At 47.8% G+C, this 12,906-nt stretch carries 11 protein-coding genes; 5 read left to right on the forward strand and 6 right to left on the reverse strand.

The window, feature by feature from the left end:
* Positions 1-114 precede the first annotated feature (114 nt).
* The 3 genes from mmuP (at position 115) to ACP3TC_RS04310 (ending at position 2,989) form a co-directional block, all read left to right on the forward strand.
* On the forward strand, positions 115-1,533 hold the full coding sequence (gene mmuP, locus ACP3TC_RS04300; RefSeq protein WP_313853351.1) for an S-methylmethionine permease: 1,419 nt from the start codon (positions 115-117) through the stop codon (positions 1,531-1,533).
* Positions 1,523-2,461, forward strand: a complete 939-nt coding sequence (mmuM, locus tag ACP3TC_RS04305; protein WP_426817580.1) for a homocysteine S-methyltransferase — start codon at positions 1,523-1,525, stop codon at positions 2,459-2,461. The genes mmuP and mmuM overlap by 11 nt, the downstream gene beginning before the upstream one ends.
* Before the next feature lie 108 nt (positions 2,462-2,569).
* Positions 2,570-2,989 carry a hypothetical protein gene (locus tag ACP3TC_RS04310; RefSeq protein ID WP_426818235.1) on the forward strand — a complete coding sequence of 140 codons (420 nt, stop codon included), beginning with the start codon at positions 2,570-2,572 and terminating at the stop codon, positions 2,987-2,989.
* Positions 2,990-3,081: 92 nt separating this feature from the next.
* On the opposite strand, the gene speG is transcribed toward ACP3TC_RS04310, so the two are convergent.
* From speG to ACP3TC_RS04340, 6 genes are all read right to left on the reverse strand, one after another.
* On the reverse strand, positions 3,082-3,639 hold the full coding sequence (gene speG, locus ACP3TC_RS04315) for a spermidine N1-acetyltransferase (RefSeq protein WP_313853349.1): 558 nt from the start codon (positions 3,637-3,639) through the stop codon (positions 3,082-3,084).
* A 161-nt stretch (positions 3,640-3,800) separates the two neighbouring features.
* Positions 3,801-4,487 (reverse strand): sugar phosphate nucleotidyltransferase, encoded by a 687-nt coding sequence (locus ACP3TC_RS04320; protein WP_313853348.1) that lies wholly within the window; start codon positions 4,485-4,487, stop codon positions 3,801-3,803.
* 60 nt (positions 4,488-4,547) lie between these two features.
* Complete coding sequence (locus tag ACP3TC_RS04325; RefSeq protein WP_426817581.1) at positions 4,548-5,537, reverse strand: aminotransferase class V-fold PLP-dependent enzyme; 990 nt, start codon at positions 5,535-5,537, stop codon at positions 4,548-4,550.
* Positions 5,538-6,011: 474 nt separating this feature from the next.
* Entirely contained in the window at positions 6,012-7,082 is a 1,071-nt protein-coding gene (locus ACP3TC_RS04330) for an iron-containing redox enzyme family protein (RefSeq protein WP_313853345.1), read from the reverse strand.
* Positions 7,083-7,479: 397 nt separating this feature from the next.
* Positions 7,480-8,031, reverse strand: a complete 552-nt coding sequence (locus ACP3TC_RS04335; protein WP_426817582.1) for a TetR/AcrR family transcriptional regulator — start codon at positions 8,029-8,031, stop codon at positions 7,480-7,482.
* A 275-nt stretch (positions 8,032-8,306) separates the two neighbouring features.
* Positions 8,307-8,642 carry an SMR family transporter gene (locus ACP3TC_RS04340; RefSeq protein WP_313853343.1) on the reverse strand — a complete coding sequence of 112 codons (336 nt, stop codon included), beginning with the start codon at positions 8,640-8,642 and terminating at the stop codon, positions 8,307-8,309.
* Positions 8,643-9,015: 373 nt separating this feature from the next.
* Between ACP3TC_RS04340 and ACP3TC_RS04345 the strand changes: the two genes are divergently transcribed.
* On the forward strand, positions 9,016-10,452 hold the full coding sequence (locus ACP3TC_RS04345; protein WP_426817583.1) for a glycoside hydrolase family 1 protein: 1,437 nt from the start codon (positions 9,016-9,018) through the stop codon (positions 10,450-10,452).
* Positions 10,453-11,573: 1,121 nt separating this feature from the next.
* A complete protein-coding gene (locus ACP3TC_RS04350; protein ID WP_313853340.1) occupies positions 11,574-12,800 on the forward strand; it encodes a TolC family outer membrane protein in 1,227 nt (408 codons plus the stop codon).
* The last annotated feature ends 106 nt before the right edge of the window (positions 12,801-12,906 follow it).

The raw sequence follows: 12,906 nt of genomic DNA on the forward strand, positions 1-12,906 counted from the left end.
AAGTACTTTCCCGCCTGCCGTAATAGCTTACCGTTTGCAACGTTGCATTCTGTCGACACGCCCTGTATAACAATTTTCCATATAGCAGTTTAGACGTCCATATGGTTATACACGATGCAGTCAACTCAAGAAAATCCCCCTTCCGGTCAGTTTAAACGCACTATGAAAGCACGCCACCTGGTGATGCTGTCACTGGGCGGTGTAATCGGCACCGGACTGTTTTTTAATACCGGTTATATTATCTCTACCACCGGCGCAGCCGGCACTCTGCTGGCCTATACGATTGGTGCGCTGGTGGTTTATCTGGTGATGCTGTGCCTCGGTGAACTGTCGGTGGCGATGCCGGAAACCGGCGCTTTTCACGTTTATGCCGCCCGTTATCTCAGCCCGGCCACCGGCTATACCGTCGCCTGGCTCTACTGGCTGACGTGGACGGTGGCACTGGGTTCCAGCCTGACTGCCGCCGGCTTCTGTATGCAGTACTGGTTTCCGCAAACCCCGGTTTGGGTTTGGTGCCTGCTGTTCTGCGCGATTATCTTTTTGCTGAATGTGGTGTCGTCACGCTTCTTTGCCGAAGGGGAATTCTGGTTCTCGATTATCAAAGTGGTCACCATCCTGGCATTTATCATTCTCGGTGCTGGCGCGATGTTTGGCTTTATTCCGATGAAAGATGGCTCCAGTGCACCTTTCCTGCACAATCTGACCTCTTCTGGCTGGCTGCCGCACGGTGGGCTGCCGATCCTGATGACCATGGTGGCGGTCAACTTTGCCTTTTCTGGTACTGAGCTTATCGGCATCGCCGCCGGTGAAACCGAAAATCCGCATAAAGTGGTGCCGATGGCGATCCGTACCACCGTGGCACGGCTGGTAATTTTCTTTATCGGTACCGTATTCGTGCTGGCGGCGTTGATCCCCATGGATCAGGCCGGCATTGTTAAAAGTCCGTTCGTACTGGTATTTGAAAAAATTGGTATTCCCTATGCGGCCGATATTTTTAACTTTGTGATTCTGACGGCGATCCTGTCGGCGGCGAACTCGGGGCTGTATGCGTCAGGTCGTATGCTGTGGTCGTTGTCTAATGAACGCACGCTGCCGCGCTGTTTTTCCCGCATGACTAAACGCGGCATTCCGCTGGTGGCGATTTCAGTCAGTATGCTTGGCGGCTTGCTGGCACTGTTCTCCAGCGTAATCGCGCCGGATACGGTGTTTGTTGCGCTGTCGGCGATTTCAGGTTTTGCCGTGGTTGCCGTCTGGCTGAGTATTTGCGCTTCGCATTACGCTTTCCGTCGTCATCATCTGCGTTCAGGGCTACCGCTGTCCGATCTGAAATATCGCGCACCCTGGTTCCCGCTGACGCCAGTGGTTGGTTTTTCACTCTGCCTGCTGGCCTGTGTTGGCCTGGCATTCGATCCTGAACAGCGTATTGCTTTATGGTGTGGCCTGCCATTCGTCGCCATCTGCTATGGCGCATACTATTTCACTCAATTGCTGAAAAAGCGTGAGCTTGCTAAGGAAACCGAACATGTCGCTTAACAATCCCGTTGCCGAAATCCTCGAGCACAGCACGACCCTGGTGCTTGATGGCGCGCTGGCTACTGAGCTGGAAGCGCGCGGCTGTGATTTAACCGACAGTCTGTGGTCGGCTAAAGTGCTGATGGAAAATCCTGAGCTTATTTATCAGGTTCACTACGATTATTTTAGCGCCGGGGCGCAATGCGCAATCACCGCCAGCTACCAGGCGACGCCGCAGGGTTTTGCTACGCGCGGGCTGGATGCCGCGCAGTCGCAGGCGTTGATAGCACGTAGCGTAGAGCTGGCCGCACGGGCGCGTACTGACTATCTGGCTCTGCATCCGCAAAGCGGAAAATTATTGATTGCCGGTTCGGTCGGCCCCTATGGCGCTTATCTGGCCGACGGCTCTGAATACCGCGGTGATTATCAGCTGCCACACGTTGAGATGATGGCGTTTCACCGGCCGCGCATGGCGGCGCTGGTGGCCGCCGGGGTGGATCTGCTGGCCTGTGAGACGCTGCCGTCATTTGCTGAAATTAAGGCGCTGGCAGAATTATTACAAGAGTTTCCGGCAACGCCAGCATGGTTCTCTTTCACGCTGCGTGACAGCGAGCATCTCAGTGACGGTACGCCGCTATCCGAAGTGGTGGCGCTATTGGCGACTACTCCGCAAGTGGTGGCTATGGGCATCAACTGTATTGCACTGGAGAGTGTAACTGCCGCGCTAACGACCCTGAACGCGCTGACGACGGCACCGCTGGTGGTTTATCCCAATTCCGGTGAACACTACGATGCCAGCAGTAAAACCTGGAGCAACGACGCAGACGGCTGTGCATTAAGTGACAAATTACCGCAGTGGCATGCGGCAGGCGCGAAGCTGATAGGCGGCTGTTGCCGCACCACACCGGCGGATATCGCTGCCATCGTAAAATGCTGCCATAAGAGATAACCCACTGAAAATTTGCGTTATTACGCCTGGCTCTGCCGGGCGTGATTAATGAAAAGCCCGCGCCTGGCGTTTAGACTGTCTGCATGATTTATTGACGCAGGAAGTATGATGAAATCGATTCTGCTGGCACTGGTCTCGCTGGGAATGTTAAGTGGCTGCGCCACAATAGTGGGTAATGAAACTCAGGCGGTAGTGATAGATTCGCGCCCACAGGGCGTCAGCTTCGTGGTACAGGATGAAACAGGACGCGCAGTGGCGCAGGGTATCACGCCACAAACCGTGATTCTGCAGAAGTCCGACGGCAGCTATTTCGGCAAAAAAAAGTATCAGGTGATGCTGGAAGCGCCGGGCTATGTGCCGCAAACACTGGCGTTAAAACAGCAGATCAGCCATTGGTACAGCCTCGGTAATATTCCGCTTGGCGGCTTTATCGGCTGGTTGCTGGTTGATCCTTTTCATGGCGGCATGTACTGCATTGAGCCGCAAGGCGTGCAGCCAATTATGAATCCGGTCGGTGCCCGAAGTTGAGGGTTTGATGACATAAAGGGTTAATCACTGGTACGGGCGGCGAGAGCGCCGCCCTGCAACTTGCTGTTAATTGAGGTATTATTCCGGCTGGCTTATTGCGCGGTTGGCTTAACCATTGCACCATGAGGTTTATATTTTTCCAGATACTGATGCTGGAAAATGCACATGCGAATGGTGTTGCGGTATTCACCATTAATAAAGAACTCGTGGATCAGTTCTCCTTCAATCTCAAATCCCAGCTTAGTGTAGATATGAATCGCTTTTTTGTTCTCTTTATCAACAATCAGATAGAGTTTGTAGAGGTTAAGCACCGAAAAGCCGTAATCCATCGCCAGCTTCGCCGCCTGACTGGCTAAGCCTTTACCCTGATGTGTAGGATCGATGATAATCTGAAATTCTGCGCGACGATGAATATGGTTAATCTCAACCAGCTCAACCAGTCCGACTTTCACGGCGTTATGTTCCACCACAAAGCGGCGTTCACTCTGATCGTGAATATGCTTGTCATACAGATCTGACAGCTCGACAAAAGCTTCATACGGCTCTTCAAACCAGTAGCGCATCACGCTGGCGTTGTTATCCAGTTGATGAACAAAATGAAGATCTTCGCGCTCCAGCGGTCGAAGTTTGACCGCGGTATTGGTAACCATTCTGACTTCCTTATTATGCTGATTTGCGCGGATTATAGCGCTAAAACCCGGCAATTTCTGCCAGCCAGTAATGGACAGGTTATTTCCCTGCTTCGCCAGCAAATAAATGCAGAGTCAGCGGCAAGCTGAACAGCGCCATCAGCAGCGAGATAATCTGTGGCTTATGAGTTTACAATCTTCTCTGCCAGTTGGCTGGCGCGTTGCAGTTGCTGCAGATTATCGATTCTGATCCACGGGCGGCCTGCTGCTTCAATATAAGTGGTGGAAAACAGCATAAAAGCGCGCTGCAAAATCTTATACAGTTGGATTTCGCCCTCGTAGGGCTGCATTGCCAATTGCTCAACCACAAACTGGCGCGCGGCACTTCCCAATTTTACCAGGGTAATAAACCCCCCGCAGGGACCGTGTTGCTGCGCGCTGAGTCTCAGGGCATTATCATCAGCATTCTGGCAGGATGAATCCATCGCGACACAAATCTCGTCCGGATGGCTGTTTACCTCCTTCAGCAACGAGGAGGATATCAGCAGGTCGCCTTCGTAATAGATAACCGGTCCGTCATCCTGATGCAGCGCCAGCCAGGCACTCCAGTCGAGATTAAAGGAGTGATAAAGCGGATTGTTTAATAACGTAAAATGGCTGTTTTGCAGCGACTCAAACAGCACTCGGGAAAGCTCCGCCGCACCATGGCCGACAACAAAGGTTTTATGACCAATGCCCGCTTGCTCAAAGGTGCTGAGCTGATAATCAATTATTCTGCGCTTATCCAGCGCCAGGCAGCTTTTATGATGTAGCGTCGTTAACGGCATCAGACGGCGTCCGGTTCCTGCCATCAGACATGCAAGGCGCATAATTGATCTCCTTTCAGGGGCGCAGGGTTAGCGGCAACGCCCGGTTATAATCGGGCCAGCTTAGCCTGACGGCAACTCACTCAGATTATCGATTCGCTCCGCCCAGTCCAGATCGCGAAAGACGTTTAACAGGCTATCGATATCGCTGAGACTGAGTTCACCGATCACACCAATGCGTAATGATCCCGCAGCCTCACCTGGCGTAACGCGCATTACCAGCTGCCGCTGGCGTAAGTATTCATTAAGCTTGTCGATATCGAAGTGCTGGTCATCCTGTGCGGCCAGCGTAACCAGCAATGGCGCACAGTACTGCGGCTCAATGCAGGGTCTGAATCCCAGCGCTGCCATACCTTTCAACAGATAAATCATTCGCTGACAATACAACTGATAGCGCGCTTCGCGCCCCCCCTGTTGCAGGTAGTGCTCCATCGCCTGGTGCAGTGCCTGCATCATCGACAGAGAGGGGGAAATACGCCAGTGGCCATGTTGCTCCAGTGCGCGATTTTGCGCTTTGAGATCGAGGCTAAAAGTGCGTGGTGGCGTTCGCTCTGCCAGTTCACTTTTGCATACCAGTACAAAGGCAATGCCTGGTGGCGCATGCAGGCAGTTACTGGAGGAGAGTGCGACGGCGGCCAAAGCTGGCGCCGCGTAGTTGAGGGGGAGCAGGCCAAAAGTAGTGATCGCATCTACCATCAGGCGACAACCGTGCATCTCTGCCAGTTGAGCCAGGCCGTCGATGTCGTTTTTCACCCCGTACAGTTTTTCAAAATGTGCCGCGGCGATATGCGTAATCGAGCGATCGTTTTCCAGCGCCAGGGCAACCTGGTTAAGTTCAATGCCTCGCGTGGGATCAAAATGCATTATTGAATGACGGATATGATGAATATGACAAATCTCTGCCATGCGGCCACTATAATTGCCATTCTCGACGATTAACAGATGGTCAGTGGCGGTCAGCAGTGAGCAGAGCATTGCTTCAACGGCAAAGGCATCGCTACCCTGCAATGGAATGGCGCTCCAGTGGCGATTGCACCCAGCAATTTTTAACAAGGATTTGCGCAACGAAGTATTTAAGCTTCTGAGGCAATTCAGATTCTTACTTACTGGTGATAAAGGGGAAACGGAATTTATCTGTGGACTGAGCCGATCCGGATAAATATCCCTGTTTTTCATAACTCTGTTTAAATTACTTGAGTGGGAGCATCCCTGAATATTCATGAGTCCATTCTCAGTTGTTGTGTTACAGGCGAAGGTGGGCCTGAACCGCAGGCCCGGAATTCTGAGTCTTCAGTTCAGGTTAAACGACAGATTAAGCCAGAAAGAGAGGGAAGCTCTCACTTCCAGTTGAAGCACTGGCATATTTTGTGGTGCTGCCATTTATGCATTAAAACCTTCCGGCGTCCATCCTGAGAACGTGCCGGAACCGCATATTTCGCCTGATATCAAGAGTAAGCTTCGTTAATGCGGCAGAAATTGACAGAGCCGTCAACGATATTGCTGTGCGAAAAATATTTCTTTCGTCAGCTAATTTATTTTTATAATTTTTTCAAGCAGGTAGTCATAATACTTATCAATGCTACTGAGCCGCAGATTGGCACCAATCCATATTTCTGTCATCGCTGCCGGCGTAAGAGCGACGATGGGGGTGATAACGTTTTGCAACCAGCCATTGGCGTGAATAACATCGACATCGATATGCTCGGTATAGTAATGCAGCTGCTGATCGCTCATCCCCAGCCGTTTACTGCCACAAACTAATTTCTGGTAATGGCTGGGATCAAGCAACTCGGTCATCGCCAGTGCACCTACCAGCTTGAAGTAATGCTCACGGTTTATACCGCCCAGCAAAAATAAGTTATAGCCGCTCAGCCCTTGCCAGCTTAACAGGTGCACATAATTATCCTCCGGTAGAGGAATTTGGTTTTCAGTCAACAGTGCTTTATACAGATTCACGTGCGTGAAGTAATCGCTCCCCATGCCCGACTCATCCCACATATTCCGGCTTAATTCACTGCGTGTATCCTGACGCGCGCCGACCATCGCCATCGCAATCAGGTCGAAAAACAGCAGGTTAAGCGCACTATCACATTTAAAGAAATAGCTGAGCTGTGTTTTTGACGCCTGATGCTGCAGATAGTCATAGAGCGGATGTTCAGCCGCGCGATGATTGAGCCATAGCTGCTGTAAATGTTGGGAAAATGAATCGGGTGAAACCGTCAATGGCAATCCAGGCATGAAACAATTTTGCATCTCATAAGCCAGCCAACTTTTTTCAATCATGGTTCGCAGCGTGACCATCACCGCATTGTGTTGATTTTTACTCTCCGGCGCCAGTGGGTCGACCAGCGCGGTCTGATAAAGCCAGAATAACGTTTTTTGTATAATCTTACGGCTGTTGTCGGCATTGCTGACGCCATAAGCTAAATTGAGTTCAGTTTCTACCGCTTCGGTCAGTTGGGCGACAAGAGAAGGGTAGTGACTGAAAATAGCATCCAGATGCATGGTTCCCAGCAGCGTACATATATATTCATCTAAAGCTGCAGGTAAAAATTTCCCGGAGATAACTGTGGGTTTATGGCTGACTATACTTTCCATAGATTTGAATCCTGAAGCTCCTGTTAAAAAGAAACTAAAGTAAACAGATCTGTTTTTCAATAAAAATATTAAATTATTGTTTATATTTAATCTATGCTATTGATTTGGTTTGCGGCAATTTTCTTACAATTAAGAAAAACCCTGTTCTGAATCACATGTTTGTATTCAAAGTAATACCGCTCGGTCTGTATGGGTAATGCTAAAAGCTTGCTGATAATTATGGATGGTTTATCAGATTTATGACTTGTCAGGTGACTGGAGTCTTAATAATTAAAAGGTTTATAAAAAAAAGCCATATCAGTTGATGAATATTGACTTTTTAGAACCAAAATGAAGCATAGCATCGGATGTAAGAGGGTAATGTGTTAAACTTTCATGGCAGACTACGTCAAGGTTATCAAAAATGAATGCCTTCAGATTCAAGAATTGTTTTGGCCGTTGACCATGCCGCCAGTGCAGGTGAGTATTCATTTTGATCGCGCCATGTCAGCTCTGCAGTAATAGAACCATCAATAAGAATAATAAAAACATAGGCTATACGATGTGCTCTTTCGCCTTTGACTAAGGGAGATAAAATTGTCAAAAGTATCTGCATAAGATGCCGTTTTATTTCCTGATTAATTTCCAATACCGTTGTCGATTTGCGACCAAATTCTGACAGCGAATGAGTAAACATACAGCCGTGAAAATCTTCATGCTTGAACCAGTCATGATAATAACAAAAAAAAGAGAAAAGCTGCTCTTTGGTGGTTGGCTGATGTTGAATAACAGCTGAAATGTCCTGCAAGAAATCATCTTTGCGTTTACGCAGAACTTCATTAATCAGGCGCTCCTTAGAAGGAAAGTGCCGGTAAAGCGTTAGCTTCGAGACCCCGGCTTCGGCGGCGATTTTATCAACACCGACCGACTGATAGCCTTCTCTATTGAAGAGATCGGTAGCAACATCCATGATGCTCTCTTTTTTTAATGACATGATAAGTACTTAACTAATTATTAATATTCAAAAATGGTAGCATGAATACAACGTTTATCAAATGAGATGAGATATATTGATAATGTTATTGACCCCTTTTCCTGTGTTATAAATAAAATGTTAATGCAACAAAAAGTTGAGATGCAAAGCCCGTTGCATAAATTTAATTTTCAGAGAGGACTATCTTACGGTAGATTGAAAAGGGTCATGTTTTGCATGAATAAATCACCAGCAGATTTTTTGCATTAGACTTAATGTGGGACCGCTTTAGAAAATACGTTTACGATGATGACGCCAACAATAATAAACGCAAGGCCGATAATTGCTGCCAGATCAAGCTTCTGACCATTAAGCACCCAGGCTGCTAACGAAATCAGCACGATGCCGACGCCAGACCAAATAGCGTAGGCAATACCGGTCGGAATATGTTGCAGAGTTAATGACAGGCAGTAAAAGGCCACGCCGTAACAGGCCAGTGTAGCCACGGTGTAACCGGGTTTTGTAAATCCTTCAGCGAATTTCATCAACGTCGTGCCAATTACTTCGAACACGATGGCAATGAAAAGCGGTAGATAAATCGTCTTCATGATTGAACCTGATATGTGGAGAGCTTCTCTGTCCAGCTGAACAACAGCTTAACCCTATTTCGGGATAAATAACTATTAAAAATTAAGTTACAGATCAAAAAATGATAAAGTTTAATGTTGTTAATAATTAAATGTAATATTATTAATTTTAAATTAATAAGTACAAACTCAATAATACATAATGTCTTTATCCGATCAGGAAAAGGATACGGATGTAAACAATTGATGTAAATCAGTGATATGACTGTTCTGCCTGCCAATCACTGTTGCGTCGTGCCATTTTCACATACACTCGAAAAAAGCCTGAGTGCTCAGCAGTCATAGTGCTGCAGGTGCCGTTGATCTTTAGTTGTTTACAACAGGAGTGTGGTTAATGAGAGATAAGTTTCCGCAAGGTTTTTTATGGGGTGGTGCCACCGCGGCAAATCAGGTTGAAGGGGCGTGGGACGAAGATGGCAAAGGGCCATCGATAGTTGATGCCATTCCAGGCGGTAAACAACGGTTAGCGATCGTCTCTTCTCCGGAGTTCGATTTTTCACTGAACTCGCAACGGTTCACTTATCCAAACCATAAAGGCATTGATCACTATCATCGCTTCAAACAGGACATTGCACTGTTTGCTGAGATGGGCTTTAAGTGTTATCGCTTTTCGATCGCCTGGACACGCATTTATCCGAATGGCGTGGAAGAGTCGCCAAATGAAGCGGGCCTCGCTCATTATCAGCAGGTGATTGATGAGTGTCTTGCCCACGGCATTGAACCGGTTATCACTCTTTCCCATTATGAGATGCCGCTTAAGCTGGCAGTGGAGTACGGTGGCTGGAAAAACCGTGCGCTGGTGGCATTTTTCGAGCGTTTCGCCCGCACGGTGATTGAGCGATTTGGTCGTAAGGTCAAATACTGGATGACCTTTAACGAAATCAATAGCGCAGCCCATTTCCCGATTATGAGTCAGGGGCTAATCGTTAATACTGGCGCGCTTGAGCCACAGGCAAAATTTCAGGCCTGGCATAATCAGTTTGTTGCCAGCAGTACCGCAGTGAAAATCGCTCGCGAGGTAAATCCGCAAATTCAGATGGGTTGCATGATCCTGTATGCGACTACCTATGCTTATGACTGTAATCCGATTAATCAGTTAACGGCATTTCAATCCCAGCAGGCTTTTAACCTCTATTGCGCTGATGTTCAGGCCGGTGGCAAATATCCTTACTACGCCAAAAGCCTGTGGAAAAAGCTGGGCGTGGAACTGGCGATCGAGCCGGGCGATCTGGCGCTGATTGCTGACTATACCGTCGACTACATTGGGTTCAGCTACTATATGTCAACCACGGTTAATGACACTAACCCGGATGCGGATGGTGCGCAAGGTAACCTGTTGGGCGGGGTGCGTAATCCATTCCTTGAAGCCAGCGAGTGGGGCTGGGAAATTGATCCGGTTGGCCTGCGTATCGCGCTTAATCAGCTATATGACCGCTACCAGAAGCCGCTGTTTATTGTTGAAAATGGACTCGGCGCTGTCGACAAACCGGATGAAAATCATTACATCGCTGATGATTACCGTATCAACTATCTGCGTAAACATATCGAAGCGATGGCCGATGCCATTGACGATGGGGTTGAGCTGATGGGATATACGCCGTGGGGATGTATTGACCTGGTCAGTATGTCGACCGGAGAGATGTCCAAGCGCTACGGATTTATTTACGTTGAACTGGACGACAATATTGAAGGAAGCGGTAACCGCTATAAGAAGAAGTCATTCAGCTGGTATCAGCAGGTTATAGCCTCTAACGGTGCCGATCTCGATTAATCGCCGGCGTTAACTATCCCGCAGTCGTTGATAATCCGTCACCGATTGTGGGGTTTTAATGATGGTTTTATTGTCACGCTGATTTTATACCGCAAGCGGGACATATTCGTCAGAATCATCCGCAAGGCGATTTCTTAAGCTTTTCCTAAGGATGTTATTCTGTATTACTAAGAATTCCTTTCCTAAAAAGTCTTAAATATCTTGCAGTTAGGCCTGGTTGACAGCTCTGTGTCTTGCCAGGAATATCTCCGAACCAGTCGGTTTAATTCCACTTTACAGCCCGTAACGGATCAAAAATACGCAATTTTCTCAAGAGTAATCTCAAAAGATTTTTCAACAGTCCATGGTGGTAATTTTATAAAATAATGGAAAAATCTGAGATCGCGAAAATTATCTTGCGAATATTCTGACAAAAATTTAACAGATAGATTAATGTTCTAATTATGATTTTATTAAAGGAATTATATTCTATTTTGTTTGCTTTGCTAAGGTTGTTGTACTGCCCGAGACGTTAATAAAGTTATTTTTGTCAAGCAAATATCGTGCGTAGTTCGAAAATTGACAATTGTTTGAAAATCTTTGTGTTAGATTTCTCGAGAAATTAACGCAAAAATGTCCACTCAGCTATACTGCTTAACCCACTAAATAAACAAGATTTTTCCGAGAAGCTCAAAAATGATTATTTCTTTGAATTGTCTGGAAACCACAGAAATTTTCTCTTTGTTAACACCGCTTTAACATTGGGGGTATAGTCCAATTTCGGACAATTTGGTATGCTCTGCGGAAAATAACATTTGCGATTAAGCTAATTCCTATTAGGATTATTTGGATAACTTCTTCCTTTGTTATTACAGTGCGTTACAGCATGGGTTTAGCGATGCGTTAAAAGGAATTAACCATGTTGGGATTTTTCGTTAATCAGAAACGAAGAGACTCAGCAAGCCTGCGGAGGTTATCTGCGGCTCAATTTCTTAGATCATCCTTAGGGGGCTTATAAGGGAAGGAGAACATTCTTGCGGAAATTAATTACACCTCCACTGTTAGCAGCATTTATCTTAATCTCAGGCTTCACTTTTAGCACTGTTGCTTCGGCCTATAGCGGCCCACCAGGTACCGCCAGAGTGGCTTCTGCCTCACTTAAAGAGAGTATTCTCTTCGCATTTGACCGCGATCCTTCTGTTAGCCAGCAGGCTGCACAAATGGGTATTGGACAGGCTCAGATTGACGAGGCTCGTAGTGGATGGATGCCGCAAATTGGGCTCAGTGGCAGCGCGGGGCACAGTCAAACCACTGACTCCAGCGGCTCGCTGAGCAATTCCGCCTCCTGGGGGCTAAGCCTCACTCAGTTGCTTTATGATTTTGGTAAAACCAATAGCGCCATTAATCAGTCAACGGCTCAGACTGAAAGCTATCGCTATCAGCTGATGGCCACCTTGTCCGATGTCGCTGAAAAAACCGCGTTGAGTTATGTTGAAGTCAGGCGGTTTACCGAACTGACCCAGGCGGCACAGGAAAATATCATAGCGTTGCAGAATGTTCAGCGCATGGCGCGGCTCCGGGCGGATGCAGGCCTGAGCTCGACCTCAGATGAACTGCAAACCCAGACTCGTGTATCCGGTATGCAGGCGACGCTTGAGCAATACAAGGCCGCGCTGCTAAGCGCCAGAGCAAAACTGTCAGTATTGACCGGCATTGATGCTGGCCAGTTGTCCCCATTGCCAGCTTCGCTGGAGGTGAGGCAGGCGTCGCTCGACAGTATCGACTATTCGCTAATCCCTTCTATCCTTGCGGCACAAACCATGGAAACGTCGACCGAGTATGGCGTTGATAAAGCCCGATCTGAGCACTGGCCGACGCTAAGTCTCAGAGGTGGACGCACGCGTTATGAATCTGATAACCGGGCCTACTGGGATGACCAGATCCAGCTCAATATTGATGCTCCGCTGTATCAGGGCGGTGCGGTTTCTGCCCGGGTTCGGCAGGCCGAAGGCGCAAGGGCGATGGCTTCTTCTCAGGTTGACCAGGCTCGCTTTGACGTGCTGCAAAAAGCATCGGTTGCAATGGCCGACTGGTCAGGCGCGCGCGGCAGAATGGATGCCGGCAAGATGCAGCTGGAAAACGCCTTACGCACCCGTGAGGTTTATAAAAATGAATATACACTTAGCAAAAGAAGCATCAATGACCTGCTGAGCGTCGAACAGGACGTATGGCAAGCAACATTATCAAAAATAATGGCTGAATATGACAGCTGGAGCGCAGCAATTAATTATGCAACAGCAATAGATAACTTACTGCCAGCGTTAGGAATTGAAAAAAACGCAGCAGCAAAACTACCCAATCTTAGTTAGGAAACACATAGCGGCTGCGGCTGCTGAAATAATTCTTGTAACGATGGGAAATTTTCTCAGGGATCGCTACATCCTTTTTAGCGGAATACTCACAGGCACTTCACAC

This window comes from Winslowiella sp. 2C04 (genome assembly GCF_050037805.1).
Lineage (GTDB): Bacteria > Pseudomonadota > Gammaproteobacteria > Enterobacterales > Enterobacteriaceae > Erwinia > Erwinia toletana_A.

Bases quoted from the DNA above. Each gene is read 5' to 3' on its own strand.
- mmuP (WP_313853351.1), top strand. From the start codon at position 115: ATGCAGTCAACTCAAGAAAATCCCCCTTCCGGTCAGTTTAAACGCACT.
- mmuM (WP_426817580.1), top strand. From the start codon at position 1,523: ATGTCGCTTAACAATCCCGTTGCCGAAATCCTCGAGCACAGCACGACC.
- ACP3TC_RS04310 (WP_426818235.1), top strand. From the start codon at position 2,570: ATGAAATCGATTCTGCTGGCACTGGTCTCGCTGGGAATGTTAAGTGGC.
- speG (WP_313853349.1), bottom strand. From the start codon at position 3,639: ATGGTTACCAATACCGCGGTCAAACTTCGACCGCTGGAGCGCGAAGAT.
- ACP3TC_RS04320 (WP_313853348.1), bottom strand. From the start codon at position 4,487: ATGCGCCTTGCATGTCTGATGGCAGGAACCGGACGCCGTCTGATGCCG.
- ACP3TC_RS04330 (WP_313853345.1), bottom strand. From the start codon at position 7,082: ATGGAAAGTATAGTCAGCCATAAACCCACAGTTATCTCCGGGAAATTT.
- ACP3TC_RS04335 (WP_426817582.1), bottom strand. From the start codon at position 8,031: ATGGATGTTGCTACCGATCTCTTCAATAGAGAAGGCTATCAGTCGGTC.
- ACP3TC_RS04340 (WP_313853343.1), bottom strand. From the start codon at position 8,642: ATGAAGACGATTTATCTACCGCTTTTCATTGCCATCGTGTTCGAAGTA.
- ACP3TC_RS04345 (WP_426817583.1), top strand. From the start codon at position 9,016: ATGAGAGATAAGTTTCCGCAAGGTTTTTTATGGGGTGGTGCCACCGCG.